The sequence below is a fragment of the Streptomyces sp. NPDC040410 genome (assembly GCF_055595715.1).
Genome location: NZ_JBVIVK010000011.1, coordinates 142,194 through 157,600, shown reverse-complemented (window position 1 = coordinate 157,600; position 15,407 = coordinate 142,194). Strand labels below are relative to the sequence as shown.

The 15,407-nt window shown below is 71.5% G+C and carries 17 protein-coding genes; 9 read left to right on the top strand and 8 right to left on the bottom strand.

Annotated features, from left to right (window positions below; translation table 11 throughout):
* Nucleotides 1-92: 92 nt before the first annotated feature.
* Nucleotides 93-632: a peptide deformylase gene (def, locus tag ACZ562_RS22500; protein ID WP_471181909.1), complete on the top strand. Its 540-nt coding sequence runs from the start codon at nt 93-95 to the stop codon at nt 630-632.
* Nucleotides 633-722: 90 nt separating this feature from the next.
* On the opposite strand, the gene ACZ562_RS22495 is transcribed toward def, so the two are convergent.
* Nucleotides 723-1,367, bottom strand: a complete 645-nt coding sequence (locus ACZ562_RS22495; RefSeq protein ID WP_471181906.1) for a TetR/AcrR family transcriptional regulator — start codon at nt 1,365-1,367, stop codon at nt 723-725.
* Nucleotides 1,368-1,539: 172 nt separating this feature from the next.
* On the opposite strand from ACZ562_RS22495, the gene ACZ562_RS22490 reads away from it, so the two are divergent.
* On the top strand, nt 1,540-2,766 hold the full coding sequence (locus tag ACZ562_RS22490; RefSeq protein ID WP_471181903.1) for an acyl-CoA dehydrogenase family protein: 1,227 nt from the start codon (nt 1,540-1,542) through the stop codon (nt 2,764-2,766).
* A 25-nt stretch (nt 2,767-2,791) separates the two neighbouring features.
* On the opposite strand, the gene ACZ562_RS22485 is transcribed toward ACZ562_RS22490, so the two are convergent.
* The 5 genes from ACZ562_RS22485 to ACZ562_RS22465 all read right to left on the bottom strand — a co-directional run bounded on the left by ACZ562_RS22485 (nt 2,792) and on the right by ACZ562_RS22465 (nt 7,790).
* On the bottom strand, nt 2,792-4,006 hold the full coding sequence (locus ACZ562_RS22485) for a cytochrome P450 (RefSeq protein WP_471181901.1): 1,215 nt from the start codon (nt 4,004-4,006) through the stop codon (nt 2,792-2,794).
* 62 nt (nt 4,007-4,068) lie between these two features.
* Nucleotides 4,069-4,305, bottom strand: a complete 237-nt coding sequence (locus tag ACZ562_RS22480; RefSeq protein WP_471181898.1) for a DUF6213 family protein — start codon at nt 4,303-4,305, stop codon at nt 4,069-4,071.
* A 25-nt stretch (nt 4,306-4,330) separates the two neighbouring features.
* Entirely contained in the window at nt 4,331-5,716 is a 1,386-nt protein-coding gene (locus ACZ562_RS22475) for an NADP-dependent succinic semialdehyde dehydrogenase (protein ID WP_471181895.1), read from the bottom strand.
* A gap of 74 nt (nt 5,717-5,790) precedes the next feature.
* Nucleotides 5,791-6,255 (bottom strand): NUDIX hydrolase, encoded by a 465-nt coding sequence (locus tag ACZ562_RS22470; RefSeq protein ID WP_471181892.1) that lies wholly within the window; start codon nt 6,253-6,255, stop codon nt 5,791-5,793.
* Complete coding sequence (locus tag ACZ562_RS22465; RefSeq protein ID WP_471181889.1) at nt 6,252-7,790, bottom strand: ATP-dependent DNA ligase; 1,539 nt, start codon at nt 7,788-7,790, stop codon at nt 6,252-6,254. The genes ACZ562_RS22470 and ACZ562_RS22465 overlap by 4 nt, the downstream gene beginning before the upstream one ends.
* A gap of 208 nt (nt 7,791-7,998) precedes the next feature.
* On the opposite strand from ACZ562_RS22465, the gene ACZ562_RS22460 reads away from it, so the two are divergent.
* The 7 genes from ACZ562_RS22460 (at nt 7,999) to ACZ562_RS22430 (ending at nt 13,610) form a co-directional block, all read left to right on the top strand.
* Nucleotides 7,999-8,250 (top strand): hypothetical protein, encoded by a 252-nt coding sequence (locus tag ACZ562_RS22460; protein WP_471181886.1) that lies wholly within the window; start codon nt 7,999-8,001, stop codon nt 8,248-8,250.
* A 73-nt stretch (nt 8,251-8,323) separates the two neighbouring features.
* A complete protein-coding gene (locus ACZ562_RS22455; protein WP_471181883.1) occupies nt 8,324-8,908 on the top strand; it encodes a helix-turn-helix domain-containing protein in 585 nt (194 codons plus the stop codon).
* 112 nt (nt 8,909-9,020) lie between these two features.
* A complete protein-coding gene (locus ACZ562_RS22450; protein ID WP_471181880.1) occupies nt 9,021-10,010 on the top strand; it encodes an NADPH:quinone oxidoreductase family protein in 990 nt (329 codons plus the stop codon).
* On the top strand, nt 10,007-11,188 hold the full coding sequence (locus tag ACZ562_RS22445) for an acyl-CoA dehydrogenase family protein (protein ID WP_471181877.1): 1,182 nt from the start codon (nt 10,007-10,009) through the stop codon (nt 11,186-11,188). The genes ACZ562_RS22450 and ACZ562_RS22445 overlap by 4 nt, the downstream gene beginning before the upstream one ends.
* Nucleotides 11,185-12,276, top strand: a complete 1,092-nt coding sequence (locus tag ACZ562_RS22440; protein ID WP_471181875.1) for an acyl-CoA dehydrogenase family protein — start codon at nt 11,185-11,187, stop codon at nt 12,274-12,276. Before ACZ562_RS22445 ends, ACZ562_RS22440 begins: the two co-directional genes overlap by 4 nt.
* Before the next feature lie 172 nt (nt 12,277-12,448).
* Entirely contained in the window at nt 12,449-13,312 is an 864-nt protein-coding gene (locus ACZ562_RS22435; RefSeq protein ID WP_471181872.1) for a phosphatidylinositol-specific phospholipase C/glycerophosphodiester phosphodiesterase family protein, read from the top strand.
* Between the two features lie 103 nt (nt 13,313-13,415).
* A complete protein-coding gene (locus tag ACZ562_RS22430) occupies nt 13,416-13,610 on the top strand; it encodes a hypothetical protein (RefSeq protein WP_471181870.1) in 195 nt (64 codons plus the stop codon).
* Between the two features lie 21 nt (nt 13,611-13,631).
* On the opposite strand, the gene ACZ562_RS22425 is transcribed toward ACZ562_RS22430, so the two are convergent.
* A complete protein-coding gene (locus tag ACZ562_RS22425) occupies nt 13,632-14,783 on the bottom strand; it encodes a phosphodiester glycosidase family protein (protein WP_471182243.1) in 1,152 nt (383 codons plus the stop codon).
* A gap of 163 nt (nt 14,784-14,946) precedes the next feature.
* The gene (locus ACZ562_RS22420; RefSeq protein ID WP_471181868.1) at nt 14,947-15,354 is read right to left on the bottom strand and encodes a DUF779 domain-containing protein; all 408 of its coding nucleotides are present in this window, start codon (nt 15,352-15,354) and stop codon (nt 14,947-14,949) included.
* Between the last annotated feature and the right edge of the window lie 53 nt (nt 15,355-15,407).

The window sequence follows — 15,407 nt, the reverse complement described above, 5'->3', positions numbered from 1 at the left end:
AGCCTATCGAGATCCATTCGCACTCCCGAATCCCGCCCGTGCCGAAAGCCTGCGCGGCGGGGCGGGCCGACCGTGCCCGTACTCTTGCCGTCATGCGAAACAGCCCCATCCCGGGCGCCCGCGGGCGCGTCCGGCCCCTCACCCTGCTCGGCGACGCGGTATTGCGCGAGCCGTGCCGGGAGGTCACGGACTTCGGGCCCGAACTGGCCGCCCTCGTGGAGGACTTGTTCGCGACCATGTACGCGGCGCGGGGGGTCGGGCTGGCCGCGAACCAGGTGGGGGAGTCGTTGCGGGTGTTCGTGTACGACTGCCCGGACGACGAGGACGTGCGTCACCTCGGACACGTGGTGAACCCGCGCCTGGTGGACGCCGACGGCTTCGTACTCCGCGGACCGGAGGGCTGCCTGTCCCTGCCGGGCCTGGAGGCGGGGACGGAACGGTATGACCATGCGGTGGTCGAGGGGTGCACGGTGACCGGGGAGCCGGTCACCGTGCACGGGACGGGGTTCTTCGCGAGGTGCCTCCAGCACGAGTGCGACCATCTGGAGGGGCGGGTGTACGTCGATCACCTCACGGGGTGGCGCAAGCGGCGGGTGCTGCGGCAGGCCGCGCGGGCGCCGTGGGGGAGCTGAGGAGTTCGGCGACCGCGGGTGGTGTGTGGCTTGTCGCGCTCACGCGGCGGAGCCGCACATGGAACACGGCCCTGCGCCCCTGGGCCGGCTTCAGAAGCCGGGACCGCCGACCTTGTCCCCCGCCGCGGCGAGGCGCCCCCACAACAGGTCGGCCAGGCTCCGCACCAACTCCGCTCGCGAGCACGGCCGTTCGCCCAGCCACCAGTCACCCGCCGCATGCATCATGCCGACGATCCCATGCCCCCACACCCGGGCCAGCCGGTGACTCCCCGGCCCGAGATCCAGCCGCTCCTCGATGACCTGGGCCAGCTCCTCGCCCATCCGCCGCAGCAGCGGAGCGGAGTGCTTGCCGACGTCGAAGCCCTGGTCGCTGGTCTGGGTGCCCTCGGCAGGATGCATCAGGAACCGGTACACCTGGGGCCGTGCCTCGATCGCCGAGAGGTAGGTGTCGAGCGTGGCCTCGACCCGCTCCCGCCGGTCCGCCGGGGCGTCCAGGGCGGCGCGCAGCGAGTCGAGCAGGGCGTCCGTGTGCCGCTTGGCCAGCGCCGCGTAAAGTCCGCTCTTGTCGCCGAAGTGCCGGTAGAGGATCGGCTTGGTGATGCCGGCCTCCGCGGCGATGGCGTTCATCGAGGCCTGCGGGCCGTCGCGCAGCACCACTCGGTCGGCGGCCTCCAGCAGTTCGCGCCGTCGGCGGTCGGCGGACCGCTGCTGCTCGGTCCGCTGCGTGGTGTCCATGTGCTCTCCCCACCCGTGCTGATTCGGTGACGCCTGCGCAAACTAACACTCAACACCTTCCTGACATCGAACGGGCTGCCGAGCGGTCATCAGGAGTTGACTTTCCCTACTCGCCGGTAACAGACTCGTGTTACCGTAAGTAACAGGCAAGTGTGCCGCCGCTGGAGGGAACATGGCCGAGTTCACCATGGAGCTCAACGACGAACAGAAGGAGGTCAGGGACTGGTTGCACGGCTTCGCCGCGGACGTCATCCGCCCCGCGGCCGCCGAATGGGACGAGCGTGAGGAGACTCCCTGGCCGGTCATCCAGGAGGCCGCGAAGGTCGGCATCTACTCCCTCGACTTCTACGCCCAGCAGTACTTCGACCCCACCGGCCTCGGCATCCCGATGGCCATGGAGGAGCTCTTCTGGGGCGACGCGGGCATCGCCCTGTCGATCGTGGGCACGGGCCTCGCCGCCGTCGGCGTCCTCGCCAACGGCACCGAGGAGCAGATCGGCACCTGGGTCCCCCAGATGTACGGCGACGCGACCGACGTCAAGGTCGCCGCCTTCTGCTCCTCCGAGCCCGACGCCGGCTCGGACGTCGCCTCCATGCGCACGCGTGCCGTGTACGACGAGGCCAGGGACGAGTGGGTGATCAACGGCACCAAGACCTGGGTGACCAACGGTGGCATCGCCGCCGTCCATGTCGTCGCCGCGGTCGTCGATCCGGAGCTCGGCTCGAAGGGGCACGCCTCCTTCATCGTCCCGCCGAACACGCCCGGACTGTCCCAGGGGCAGAAGTTCAAGAAGCACGGCATCCGCGCCTCGCACACCGCCGAGGTCGTCCTGGAGAACGTCCGGGTCCCCGGCTCCTGTCTGCTCGGCGGCAAGGAGAAGCTGGACGAGCGGCTGGCCCGCGCCCGCGAGAGGGCGAGGGCGGGGGGCGAGCGCGTGAAGAACGCGGCGATGGCCACGTTCGAGGCCTCGCGCCCCGCCGTGGGTGCGATGGCCGTGGGCACCGCACGGGCCGCGTACGAGGTCGCCCTCGACTACGCCATGACGCGTGAGCAGTTCGGCCGGCCGATCATCGACAACCAGGGCGTGGCCTTCCAGCTGGCGGACATGCGTACGTCCGTCGACGCCGCCCGCCTCCTCGTCTGGCGCGCCTCCTGGATGGCGGTCAACGGCAGGCCGTTCACCGCGGCCGAGGGGTCGATGTCCAAGCTGTTCGCGAGCGAGAGCGCGAAGAAGGTCACCGCCCAGGCGATCCAGATCCTCGGCGGCAACGGCTACACCAGGGAGTACCCGGTCGAGCGGATGCACCGGGACGCGGCGATCTACACCATCTTCGAAGGCACGAGTGAGATCCAGCGCCTGGTGATCGCCCGCACCCTCTCGGGCATGCCCATCCGATAACGCTCCTCTTCGCGGGTCACCGCCCTCACCAGGTCACGGGCAGGGCCTCCGGCCCGCGGATCAGCGCCCCTCTCTTGAAGGGCACGTCCTTGGGCGGCACGGCGAGCCGCAGACCCGGCACCCGGTCCAGCAGCGCGTCCACCAGCAGCTCGGCCTCCAGCCGGGCGAGCGCCCCGCCCGGGCAGTGGTGCGGGCCGGAGCCGAACGCCATGTGCGGGTTCGGGCTGCGCGAGAAGTCGATCGTCTCCGGGAACGGGAAGACGTCCGGATCGCGGTTCGCGGCCAGGTACGACACGTAGACCGCGTCGCCCGCCCGGATCCGTACACCCCGGATACCCACGTCCTCAGTGGCGATCCGGGACAGCCCGACAGCGTTGCGGTGCGGGATGTAGCGAAGGAGTTCGTCGATGGCCTGCGGGCGGATCTCCGGCTCGGCGCACAGCCGTTCGGCCAGGTCGGGGCGGGTCAGCAGCAGGTAGAACAGCTGCCCGCAGTTGTCGGTGACCGCCTCCCCGCCCAGCTGGAGGAGCAGTGCCGTTCCGACGGCCTCCTCCGGCGTCACCTCGCCGCGGCCCACTGCCGCGCCGAGCAGCGAGGTGACGTCCTCGCCGGTGCTGCCCTCGCGCCGGCCGATGAGCTCGGCGAAGTACGCGCCCATCTCGCCCTTCGCCCGCTCGCCGGCCTTCGCGCCGTGCGAGGAGGAAAGGATCACCCGGGTCCACGTGTGGATGACGTGCCGGTCGGCGGCCGGGACCCCCAGCAGCTCGCTGGTCACCGCGACGGGGAAGGGGCTGAGGACGGCCGATTTGAGGTCGGCGGGCGGACCGTCCTGCAGGAGTTCGTCGACCAGTTCGCCGAGCAGCCGCCGGGACTCCTCCCGGATCCGCTCCACGCCCTGAGCGGTGAAGGCGTCTTCCACGCAGCGGCGCAGCCGGGTGTGGTCGGGCGGGTCCAGGAAACCGACCGCGCCGCCGGCCGGGACGAAGCGCTGGGCGAGCCGGGCGGGCTGGCGGTCCCTGACGGCCTCGCGGCTGAACCGGGGATCGCCGGTCACCATACGTACGTCGTCGTACCGGGTGACCAGCCAGGCCCAGCCCTCGTCGTCGGGCAGCCGGATGCGGACGACGGGACCCTCGCGCATCAGCTCGGTCAGGACCGGATCGAAGTCGACGCCGGTCAGATCGAGCGCCGGCCAGTGGCGGATCGGGGGCAGGATCTCGGTGAGAGTCTCTTCGCTCATGCCGTCTCTTCGTGAGCTACGGGGGCTGTGTTCTGGTCGTTCCGGTCAACGCACCCCACCCCCTACGGCGTACCTCCGCTGCTGTGCGCGATGCACGCCACATCAATCCGATCGGCAAGCTTCGCGAGCTCGATCGTCAGCGCGGCGACCGTGTCCTCGTCGAGCCCCTCCTGCCCGGCCTCCACGAGATGCAGCCACCGCCCACCCATCGTCCGCAACAGCTTGCTGACGTCGGCCGCCGCCACCTGCAAGTTCCCGCGGTCGTCGACGATCAGAGGCAGAGTCACTTCGCGGTTCACAAAGGGGATCGTAGCCGCGGAAGCCTCACGCTCCGTGCCATACGGTGGTGATGTTGCAGAACTCGCGGATTCCGTGCCCGGACAGCTCTCGGCCGTAACCGGACCGCTTGACCCCGCCGAACGGGAACGCCGGGTGGGACGCCGTCATCCCGTTGACGTACACCCCGCCGGCCTCCAGGTCCCGCGCGAAGCGGTCCACCTCGGCCTCGTCCCGCGTCCACACGTTGGAACTCAGCCCGAACGGCGTGTCGTTGGCGATCAGCACGGCCTCGTCCAGATCGCCCGCGCGGTACAGCGTGGCCACCGGGCCGAAGGCCTCCTCGCGGTGGATGCGCATCTCCCGCGTGATGCCGGCCAGGACGGTCGGCGGGTAGTACCAGCCGGGCCCGCCCTGGCGCGCGCCACCGCACAGGACGGCCGCCCCGCTGCGCCTCGCGTCGTCGACCAGCTCCTCCAGGTCGGCGCGCCCCTGCTCGCTCGACAGCGGCCCGACCTCCGTCTCCTCCTCCATCGGGTCGCCGACCTTCAGTGCCTTCATGCCCTCGACGAACCGCTCGGCGAAGGCGTCGTACACGTCCGTGTGCACGATGAACCGCTTCGCGGCGATGCACGACTGCCCGTTGTTCTGCACGCGAGCGGTCACCGCGACCCGGGCGGCACGCTCGATGTCCGCCGACGGCATGACCACGTACGGGTCGCTGCCGCCGAGCTCCAGCACCGTCTTCTTCACCATGTCCCCGGCGACGGAGGCGACCGCGCGGCCCGCAGGCTCGCTGCCGGTGAGGGTGGCCGCCTTGACGCGCTCGTCGCGCAGGATCTCCTCGACCGCTCCGGAGCCGATCAGAAGAGTCTGGAAGCACCCTTCGGTGAAGCCCGCCCGGTGGAAGAGGTCCTCCAGATAGAGGGCGGTCTGCGGCACGTTCGAGGCGTGCTTGAGCAGGCCGACGTTGCCCGCCATCAGCGCGGGCGCCGCGAACCGGATCACCTGCCACAGCGGGAAGTTCCACGGCATCACCGCGAGCACCGGGCCCAGCGGCCGGTAGCGCACGCGCACACGGGCGGCGCCGGAGTCCTTCACGTCGGAGTCGGGGGGCTCCTCGTCGGCGAGCAGCTCCTCGGCGTGCTCGGCGTACCAGCGCATGGCCTTCGCGCACTTGGCGGCCTCCCCGCGGGCCTGCTTGACGGGCTTGCCCATCTCCGTGGTCATGACACGGCCGATGTCCTGCTGGTCCTCTGCGAGGAGGTCGGCGGCCCTCCTCATGAGGCGGGCACGTTCACCGAAGCCCGTCGTCCGGTACGTGCGGAAGGTGGCCTCCGCGAGCTGGAGCCTGCGCTCGATCTCCTCGGCGCCCATGGCCTCGTACGTCTTGAGCGTCTCGCCGTTCGCCGGGTTCACCGTCGCGATGGGCATGACTGACCTCCTCGGGGCGGACTTGCTTCGACCATCCCGCGCGACGCTGCGGACCGCAACGCGTGGGAGCCCCCTCAGGCCGAGTGCTCCGCCAGCCGGTCGAGAAACGCCGCCTGCGCCTTGACGATCACGTCACGGGCCCGGTCCAGGCCGAACCACTCGACGCGGTCCAGTTCGGGAAACTCCTGGGTCTGCCCTGACTTCGGTGGCCACTCCATCCGGAAGGTGCCCGGGTCGATCGTCGCCGGGTCGAGGTCGGCCTCGACCGCCCAGGCCGTGACGATCTTCCCGTTGGTCTGCCGGACCTCGCCGAGCGGCACGGCCTCGCCGTCGGGCGGCGGCAGGCCCAGCTCCTCCTCGAACTCGCGGCGCGCCGCGTCCCAGGCCGGTTCGTCGGGCTCGTACTCGCCCTTGGGCACGGTCCACGCGCCCGCGTCGCGCCGGGTGAAGAACGGACCGCCCATATGGCCGAGCAACACCTCCAGACCGTGGTCGGTATGCCGGAACAACAGCAGGCCCGCGCTCCGCTTGGCGGTCACGGCATCACATCCGGGTGCGCGGCCAGCAGCGTCTCGACCTTGTCTGCCTCCTCCGGGCGCTTGTCCTCGCGGTAGCGGACCACCCGGGCGAAGCGGAGGGTGACGCCGGCCGGGTAGCGCGTGGACTTCTGCAGACCGTCGTAGGCGATCTCGACGACGAGTTCGGGCCGCACGGTCACCACGTACCCGTTGTCCTCCACGGCCAGTTCCCGGAGCCGCTCGGTCTGCCAGGCCAGCATCTTGTCGGTCATGCCCTTGAAGGTCTTGCCGAGCATGGCAAAGGAGCCGTCCGCGGTGCGGGCGCCCAGGTGGAGGTTGGAGAGCTTGCCGGTGCGCCGGCCATGGCCCCACTCGGCGGCCAGGACCACCAGGTCGAGCGTGTGCACCGGCTTGACCTTGAGCCAGGACGCGCCGCGCCGGCCCGCGCTGTAAGGGGCGTCGAGGGACTTCACGACGACCCCCTCGTGGCCGCGCTGCAGCGTCCCGGCGAGGAACTCCTCGGCCTCGGCCACGTCCGCGGGCCCGGACACCAGCGTGCGGCGCACCCGCATCGGCTCGGGCACGAGGCGGGCCAGTTCCGCGTGCCGCTCGGCGAAGGGAAGGTCGAGGAGGTCGTGGTCGTCGACGGACAGCGCGTCGAAGAAGACGGGGGAGACGGGCACCGCCTCGGCGGCCGTGGCCACATCCACGCGGGAGCCCACGCGCCCGGCGGTCTCCTGGAACGACCGCGGCCGTCCGTCGGCGCCGAAGGCGATGACCTCACCGTCGAGGATGAACCGCTCACCCTTCAACTCCATTGCTGCCGAGGTGAGTTCGGGCAGCCGGTCGGTGATGTCGTCGAGCGTGCGGGTGTAGATCCGTACGGTGCCGCCGTCGCGGTGCACCTGCACGCGGATACCGTCCAGCTTCTCCTCGACCGCGCACGCGCCCAGTTTGCCGACCGCCTCGGCCACCGAGGAGGCGCTGTGCGCCAGCATCGGCAGGACCGGGCGGCCGATGGTGAGCCGGAAGCGTTCCAGGGCGGCGGGGCCGTCGACGAGGAGGGCTTCCGCCACGGTCTGCAGAGACCCCGCCAGCATCACCGCACGCCGTACGTCTCCGGGCGGCGCCCCGGTCGCACCGGCCAGCCCCTCGACGGCGACGGCGTCCAGCGCGCCCTGCCGGACCTCGCCGGTGAGCAGCCCGAGCAGGAACCGCTGCTCGTCGGCCGTGGCCGAGCCCATCAGCTCCCCGACCAGCCGGGCCCGCCGTTCCTGCGAGCCGGTGCCCGAGATGCCGCCCAGTTCGGTGAGCCGGGCGTCGACCTCGCGCACGGTCAGGGTGGGCTCGGCCGCCGGGGCGACGGGACGGCTCAGCACCTTCCAGCCGATACCGAGCCGGCCCTGCGGCAGCCGTCCCGCCAGATACGGGATGACGATCGGCGCGTCCTCCGCCTCGGCGTCCCGGAACAGCTCGGCGAGGAGCGCGATCTTCCGGGAGCGCGCCGCGGTGGCGGCGACCTCCTGGGACACACGGGCCAGCCGGGTCAGCAGCATGCAGCCATGGTGCACCGGAGGCGGGCGCTCTACACCCGGACGGCGTCGAGGCCGGCCATGAGGAGCTCACCGTTCAGGACGCAGCCGCCGTCTGGTACCCGCCGGCAACGGCGTCTCGTGCAGCCAGCCAGCCAGCCAGCCAGCCGGTCGGCCGAGCAGACCGGTCCGCGGGATCGCGCGGGTGCGACGAACAGCACCTCGCGGTCGTATGCGGTGCCGTCCGAGACCACCCCCGCTGAGGGTCGCCTCGACCACCGGTTCCGCGACCTCGCCGGGCACGACGGTGACTCCGGCCTGCCCGTACTGCCCCGGCTGGGAGGTCCGCAGCCAGGCCTTCGCGGTGCTCGCCACGGCCGCGCTGAGCGCGCAGGGGCTCACGGTCTCCCAGCGGCCCAAGGACGTGACCGGTGCCTGGTCGTCGATGGGGGCGACCCCCGCAACGCGCCCGCCGCCGATGTGACGACCTCCACCGGGGCAGTCGCGCGACCGGTACCGGATTGACAAACACTGTTTGCCGAAACTGCAATGCACTCATGGGCGATGACGACATGGACGAGGTTCTCGCGGAGGTGGGTCCGCGGCTGAGGCGCATCCGGAAGGAACGCGGGGCGACCCTGGCCGGGCTGTCCGCGGCGACGGGGATCTCGGTGAGCACCCTGTCGCGGCTGGAGTCGGGCCTGCGCAAGCCCGGCCTGGAGCTGCTGCTGCCGATCGCGCGGGCCCACGAGGTGGCGCTTGACGAACTGGTGGGCGCCCCTTCGGTGCGCGACCCGCGGGTGCGGGCCGAGAAGCCGATCGTGCGGCACGGGCGCACCCACTGGCCGCTCACCCGGCAGCCCGGTGGGCTCCAGGCGTTCAAGGTGCTCGAACCGCAGCGCAGGCTCGACCCCGACCCGCGGATGCACGAGGGCTACGAGTGGCTGTACGTGTTGTCCGGGCGGCTCCGCCTCGTACTGGGCGAGCACGACGTGGTGCTCACCGCAGGGGAGGCCGCCGAGTTCGACACGCGGGTTCCGCACTGGTTCGGGTCGACGGGGGAGGGTCCGGTGGAGTTTCTGAGCCTGTTCGGGCCGCAGGGGGAGCGGATGCACGTACGGGCTCGGCCCAGGCGGTCGTGACGCGCGCGACTCTTAGGAGTAGGACTGTTCCCTCCGGGCAAGCGACCGCTTAGTATGCGATCGAACCCGGTCAGGCGTGCAAGAACGAACAGCAGTCCCGTGGAGGCCCCGCATGCAGGCATGGCAAGTGCACGAGAACGGCGAGCCGAGTGAGGTGATGCGGCTCGAGGAGGTGGAGCGGCCCGCGCCAGGCGCCGGTCAGATCCTGCTGAAGGTTCGGGCCGCGAACATCAACTTCCCGGACGTCCTGATGTGCCGCGGCCAGTACCAGGTCAGGCCGCCGCTGCCGTTCACCCCGGGCGTGGAGATGTGCGGCGAGACGGAGGACGGGCGGCGCGTGATCGCCAACCCCGTGCTGCCCTACGGCGGTTTCGCCGAGTACGCCGTCGCGGACGCCGCCGCCGTGCTGCCCGCGCCGGACTCGCTGGACGACGCCGAGGCCGCCGCCCTGCACATCGGCTACCAGACGGGCTGGTTCGGCCTGCACCGGCGGGCCGGACTCGAAGCCGGCGAGACGCTGCTCGTCCACGCTGCCGCAGGAGGGGTCGGCAGCGCGGCCGTGCAACTGGGGAAGGCGGCCGGCGCGACCGTCATCGGCGTGGTGGGCGGGGCCGACAAGGCCGCCGTCGCCCGGGAGCTGGGCTGCGACGTGGTGATCGACCGGCACTCCGAGGACGTCGTCGCCGCCGTGAAGCAGGCCACCGGCGGCCGGGGCGCCGACGTGATCTACGACCCCGTCGGAGGCGAGGCCTACGCCCAGTCCGCCAAGATCGTGGCCTTCGAGGGCCGGATCGTCGTGGTCGGCTTCGCGAGCGGCACGATTCCCAGCCCGGGACTCAACCACGCCCTCGTGAAGAACTACGCGATCCTCGGCCTGCACTGGGGCCTGTACAACACCAAGAACCCGAAGCTGGTCCAGCACTGCCACGAACAGCTCACCGAGCTGGCCGCCCGCGGTGCGATCAAGCCGCTGGTGAGCGAGCGCGTGCCGCTGAGCGGGGCCGCGGCCGCCGTCCAGCGGGTCGGCGACGGAGCCACCACCGGCCGCGTCGCCGTGGTGCCCTCGCTGGAGTCCGCTTCACAGAACGGAGCCGCCGCATGACCGACGCAGCCGAACTTCAGCGCCGTACAGCGGAGTTGCTGGCCGCGCACCCGCCCGCCAGCACCGACCGGCTCGACTTCCTCAAGGCCCGCTTCGACGCGGGGCTGGCCTGGGTGCACTACCCCGAAGGGCTCGGCGGACTCGGTGCCCCGCGGTCCCTGCAGGCCGTCGTGGACGCCGAGCTCGCGGCCGCCGGCGCGCCCGAGAACGACCCGCGGCGCCTCGGCATCGGCCTCGGGATGGCCGCGCCGACGATCCTCCGCTTCGGTACGGAGGAGCAGAAGCAGCGGTACCTCAGGCCGCTGTGGGTGGGGGAGGAGGTATGGTGCCAGCTGTTCAGTGAGCCGGGTGCCGGCTCCGACCTCGCCGCGCTCGGCACGCGAGCCGTCAGGGAGGGAGACGACTGGGTCGTCAACGGGCAGAAGGTGTGGACGTCCAGCGCCCATGTCGCCCGCTGGGCCATCCTCATCGCCCGCACCGACCCGGACGTGCCCAAGCACCAGGGCATCACGTACTTCATCTGCGACATGACCGACCCCGGCGTCGAGGTGCGGCCGCTGCGCCAGATCACCGGCGAGGCCGAGTTCAACGAGGTCTTCCTCACCGACGTCCGCATCCCGGACTCGCGCCGCCTCGGCGAGATCGGCGACGGCTGGCGGGTCGCGCAGACGACCCTGATGAACGAGCGCGTCTCGATCGGCGGCATGCGCCTGCCCCGCGAGGGCGGCATGATCGGCCCGGTCTCGAAGACCTGGCGTGAACGCCCCGAACTGCGCACCCACGACCTGCACCAGCGGCTGCTGAAGCTCTGGGTCGAGGCAGAGGTCGCCCGGCTCACCGGCGAACGGCTGCGGCAGCAGCTCGTCGCGGGCCAGCCCGGCTACGAGGGCTCCGGCATGAAGCTCTCCTTCGCCCGCCTCAACCAGGAGATCAGCGGCCTGGAGGTCGAACTCCTCGGCGAGGAGGGCCTGTTGTACGACGACTGGACCATGCGCCGGCCGGAGCTCGTGGACTTCACCGGCCGGGACGCGGGGTACCGCTACCTCCGGTCCAAGGGCAACAGTATCGAGGGCGGGACCAGCGAGGTCCTGCTGAACATCGTCGCCGAGCGCGTCCTTGGCCTGCCCGCCGAACCGCGCACCGACAAGGACGTCGCGTGGAAGGACCTCGCCCGATGACAACCCAGAGCACTCAGCCCGACCTGCTGTACTCGGAGGAGGAAGAGGCCCTCCGCGCCGCCGTCCGTGACCTGCTGGCCGACCACTGCGACGCGGCGGGCGTGATCACCCGGACCGAGTCGGACACCCCGCACGACCTGTCGGCGTGGAAGGCCCTCGCCGACGGCATGGGGCTCGCTGGCCTCCTGGTGCCCGAGGCACAGGGCGGCCAGGGAGCCACGCACCGCGAGGCGGCCGTCGTCCTGGAGGAGGTGGGGCGCGCCGTCGCCCCGGTGCCGTACCTGACGAGCGCAGTGGTCGCCACCGAGGCGCTGGTGGCGTGCGCCGCCGACGACCTCCTCGGCGAACTGGCGTCCGGACGGAGGATCGGCGCGCTCGCCGTGGCGCTCAACATCGCGCCGGGCGGCTCCTACAAGGCCGTACGGCACGAAGACGGCGCCCTGCACGGGGAGCTGACCGGGATCGCCGACGCCGCGGTCGCCGATGTACTGCTCGTCCCCGCCGACGACGGCGGGCTGTACGCGGTCGACGCCGACGCCGTGGCCGTCACCCCGCAGGTCTCCCTGGACCTGACCCGGCCCCTCGCGACCGTCACCCTGGACGGAGCCGCGGGCCGCCGTCTCGGGGACGCCGAACCGGCCGTACGACGGGCCCTGCGCGCCGGAGCTGGACTCCTCGCCTCCGAGCAACTCGGTGTAGCCGACTGGACGTTGACCGAGACGGTCCGCTACCTCAAGGAGCGCAAGCAGTTCAACAGGCCCGTCGGCGGCTTCCAGGCACTCAAGCACCGGCTCGCGCAGCTGTGGCTGGAGGTGGTCAACCTGCGCGCGGCCGCCCGCAACGCGGCGGACGCGCTCGCGACCGGCGAGGACGTCGACGTGGCGGTTGCCGTCGCCCAGGCGTACGCGGCTTCCGTCGCCGTCCACGCCGCCGAGGAGGCAGTCCAGTTGCACGCCGGCATCGGGATGACCTGGGAGCACCCTGCCCACCTGTACCTGAAGCGGGCGAAGGCAGACTCGATCGCCTACGGCACGGCGGGCGCCCACCGTGCGGCACTGGCCGAACTGGTCGACCTGCAAACCCCCTGACGCACACCTGGAGAAGCCCGCCCTACCTGGGGCGGGCTTCTTCGTGTGCCCTGCCGCGACGAAGTGAACCCACGACGGCAGTCCGGCCAACTCCCCGCACACCACTGCTCCTTGGTGCCCTGCAGACCTCATACTCGCTGAGGTCCGGTAAGGCCTACCAGGGAGGCAGAGCATGGCCCTCACCACCCGTCGCAGAGCCCTCACCGCCCTTGGCGCCGCCCTCACGGGCACGGTCGCCCTGCCCGCCGCGCGCGCACTGGCCGGCGAACGGAAGCACGGCCCGCGCCCGTTGTGGCGCGCCCACGCCCACAACGACTACGAGCACCCACGCCCCCTGTTCGATGCCCTCGACCACCGCTTCGGCAGCGTCGAGGCCGACATCCACCTTGTCGGCGATCAACTCCTCGTCGCCCACGACCCGGTCGACCTCGACCCCGCCCGCACCCTCGAATCCCTCTACCTCGACCCACTCGCCGCCCGTGTCAGAGCCAACCGCGGTGCCGTGTACCGGGGTTGGCGCAAGCCGCTGCAACTGCTCGTCGACATCAAGACCGAGGGTTCGTCGACATACCTCGAACTCGACCGCCATCTGTGGCGCCACAAGCACCTGTTCACGACGTACGCCCACGGACGCGTCCACCCCGGCCCGGTCACCGCCGTGATCTCCGGCGACCGAGCCGCCCGTACGCCGATGGAGGCGCAGACCGTGCGCCGGGCCTTCTACGACGGCCGGCTCGCCGACCTCGGCGGCTCGGCGCCCGCCTCCTTCATCCCGCTGATCAGCGACAACTGGACGCTCAGCTTCACCTGGCAGGGTGTGGGGGCGTTCGGGGAGGCCGAGCGGCTCAAGCTCGGTGCCATCGTACGCAGGGCGCACGCACGCGGGCAGAAGGTCCGGTTCTGGGCCACCCCGGACCTCGCCGGCCCCGCCCGGGACGCGCTGTGGTCCGAACTGCTCGCCGCGGGCGTCGACTACCTCAACACCGGCGACCTCGCCGGACTGGAAGCCTTCCTGGACGCCCACCGGCGGGCGTAAACACCACACGTTCGGAGGACAGGTCAGCCGCCCGGACGAACCCTCCGCTACGCCACACTTACGGCGGAACGCCGCGAAGCGGACGTGGCGGAGGAGGTTGACGATGGCCATTTCCATCTCTGTGGTGCTGCTGCTTCTGATCCTGACGGCGATCTTTCTGCGCAACGGCGGGCTGAAGGTCTCGCACGCGCTGGTGTGCGCGCTGCTCGGCTTCTACCTGGCCGGCTCGAGCATCGCCCCGACCATCCACAGCGGCTTCACCGCAACGGCGGACATCGTCGGCAGCCTGAGACCGTGACAGTCCGCGGCTCGTCCGCCGTCACCATGCCGGGAACACCCCGATCCCGTTCGGGACGGGGCGTTCCGCGCCGCCGCTCGGGTGGTTGCGCACGGTGACCGTGTCCGCCCCGGGCGGGCGGGCGACGAGCGTCGTCGATCCGCCGCCGTCCAGGCTGAAGGCGTCGACCGAGCCCAGGTCCCGCATGGCTCCCGCCACCTCCGCGATCGTGAGGCCGCTGCGGTACTCGGCGGCTCCGTCCACCGCGAACAGCAGCAGCCGCCGTCCGCCCTCCGCGATGCCCACGGCGGTGCGCACGGCCGACGTCGTGTCGTCGAGGCCGGACAGCGGTTGTCCGCCCCTGAGGACCGGGTAACCGCCGAGCGCGAAGCGGTACGGGATCCGTGACGCGGACGCCACCAGCCGGTGCCACACCTTCACGACCGCGCCCGCGGAGAGTTTCCGCAGCCACTGCGCGCCCTTCTCCCGGCCGACGAGCACGGTGGTTCCCCGGGCGATGGGTCCGCTGCCCGGCGTGTTCGCCGTGGACACGACCCGGCCGTGACGGACCGTCACCTCGTGGGTGTCCGTGCTGCACGGGTCGCCCCGGTTCGTGTCCGTGCCGCAGGTGGCGCGCACCCGGGAGGCGCTGCCCCACGCGGAGGTGAACGCGCCGATCGACCCCACCGGCAGCGCGTACTGGTTGAGCCCGCCGAGCGGCAGCCGCTCCTCGGACGTGCGGACGTATCCGAAGAGGCTCAGGGTGTCCAGCCGAGCCCTGCGGTCCACCCCCACGCCGATCACGTTCCTGCTACTCGTGCCGGGCGGCAGCTCAGGGCCGAAGCGCTGGCCGTTCGGGACGGCCGCCTTGAGCGCGCGTCCGCTCGCGATCGCCGGTCCCACGGAGGCTCCCGTGGCCTCGACGCCAGGATGCTGGGTTTCGGTGATGTTGAAGAAGTCGCCGTTGACGCCCGCGACGGCGCCCTGGACGTTCGCCAGCCGGGAGACGGTGCCCCGGGCGGCGACCGCACCCGGATACAGCAGGTCGACGCGTACGCGCTTGCTGCGCAGGTCGACGCTCAGCACATGGGCGTGCGTCAGGCCCTTGGCGGCCTGTAAGTCGAAGTGCCGGTACCGGACACCGGGCGCGATCCGGGTCGTGTCCGGCACGGCGCCTGCCGGTGCCGCCCCCACCAGGGCCGCTCCGGCCAGTATGCCCGATGCCGCGAGTAACCCCAGTACCGATCTGCCGCCACCCAACCGCTTTTGACGAAGCGTCACAGGCCCCCCTGGTGTCCCGTCAACTGTCCCAGGACTCAGGGGAAGTGCACCAGACGACGACGAACCTGCGAGGACGCTATCCGTCGACTACACGCGAACGGGTGAGAAAACGCACCCCCTCCGGTGCCTCCAGCGAGAATCCGCTGCCCCGCCCCTCGACGACGTCGACGATCAGCCGGGTGTGGCTCCACACCTCGTACTGACTCCTCGACATCCAGAACCGCACCGGCTCCTCGACCCCTTCCACGTCGAGCTCCGCGAGCAGCACGTCCGAGCCGCCGGTGCGGAACTCGCCCTCCAGGTAGCACATGGGCGCGCTGCCGTCACAGCAGCCGCCGGACTGGTGGAACATCAAGGGGCCATGGGTCTCGCTCAGCCGGCGCACGAGGCGGGCGGCCTCGGTGGTGAGCTCGACACGGGGGATTTCGTCGTGATCCGTGCCCGGGGCGGCGTTTTGCTCGGCGCGTGAGGATTCCTCGTCCATGGCGCCCCAGGGGAGCACACAGAAGGTTGCGGGAGGGTTGCGTGGCGCCGAGC

Excerpts from the sequence above, each read along its gene's own strand:
- ACZ562_RS22460 (WP_471181886.1), top strand. The coding sequence starts at position 7,999 with ATGCGGTGCCGTCCGAGACCACCCCCGCTGAGGGTCGCCTCGACCACC.
- ACZ562_RS22440 (WP_471181875.1), top strand. The coding sequence starts at position 11,185 with ATGACAACCCAGAGCACTCAGCCCGACCTGCTGTACTCGGAGGAGGAA.
- ACZ562_RS22485 (WP_471181901.1), bottom strand. The coding sequence starts at position 4,006 with ATGAGCGAAGAGACTCTCACCGAGATCCTGCCCCCGATCCGCCACTGG.
- ACZ562_RS22445 (WP_471181877.1), top strand. The coding sequence starts at position 10,007 with ATGACCGACGCAGCCGAACTTCAGCGCCGTACAGCGGAGTTGCTGGCC.
- ACZ562_RS22495 (WP_471181906.1), bottom strand. The coding sequence starts at position 1,367 with ATGGACACCACGCAGCGGACCGAGCAGCAGCGGTCCGCCGACCGCCGA.
- ACZ562_RS22430 (WP_471181870.1), top strand. The coding sequence starts at position 13,416 with ATGGCCATTTCCATCTCTGTGGTGCTGCTGCTTCTGATCCTGACGGCG.
- ACZ562_RS22465 (WP_471181889.1), bottom strand. The coding sequence starts at position 7,790 with ATGCTGCTGACCCGGCTGGCCCGTGTGTCCCAGGAGGTCGCCGCCACC.
- ACZ562_RS22450 (WP_471181880.1), top strand. The coding sequence starts at position 9,021 with ATGCAGGCATGGCAAGTGCACGAGAACGGCGAGCCGAGTGAGGTGATG.
- ACZ562_RS22435 (WP_471181872.1), top strand. The coding sequence starts at position 12,449 with ATGGCCCTCACCACCCGTCGCAGAGCCCTCACCGCCCTTGGCGCCGCC.
- ACZ562_RS22475 (WP_471181895.1), bottom strand. The coding sequence starts at position 5,716 with ATGCCCATCGCGACGGTGAACCCGGCGAACGGCGAGACGCTCAAGACG.
- def (WP_471181909.1), top strand. The coding sequence starts at position 93 with ATGCGAAACAGCCCCATCCCGGGCGCCCGCGGGCGCGTCCGGCCCCTC.
- ACZ562_RS22490 (WP_471181903.1), top strand. The coding sequence starts at position 1,540 with ATGGCCGAGTTCACCATGGAGCTCAACGACGAACAGAAGGAGGTCAGG.
- ACZ562_RS22420 (WP_471181868.1), bottom strand. The coding sequence starts at position 15,354 with ATGGACGAGGAATCCTCACGCGCCGAGCAAAACGCCGCCCCGGGCACG.
- ACZ562_RS22455 (WP_471181883.1), top strand. The coding sequence starts at position 8,324 with ATGGGCGATGACGACATGGACGAGGTTCTCGCGGAGGTGGGTCCGCGG.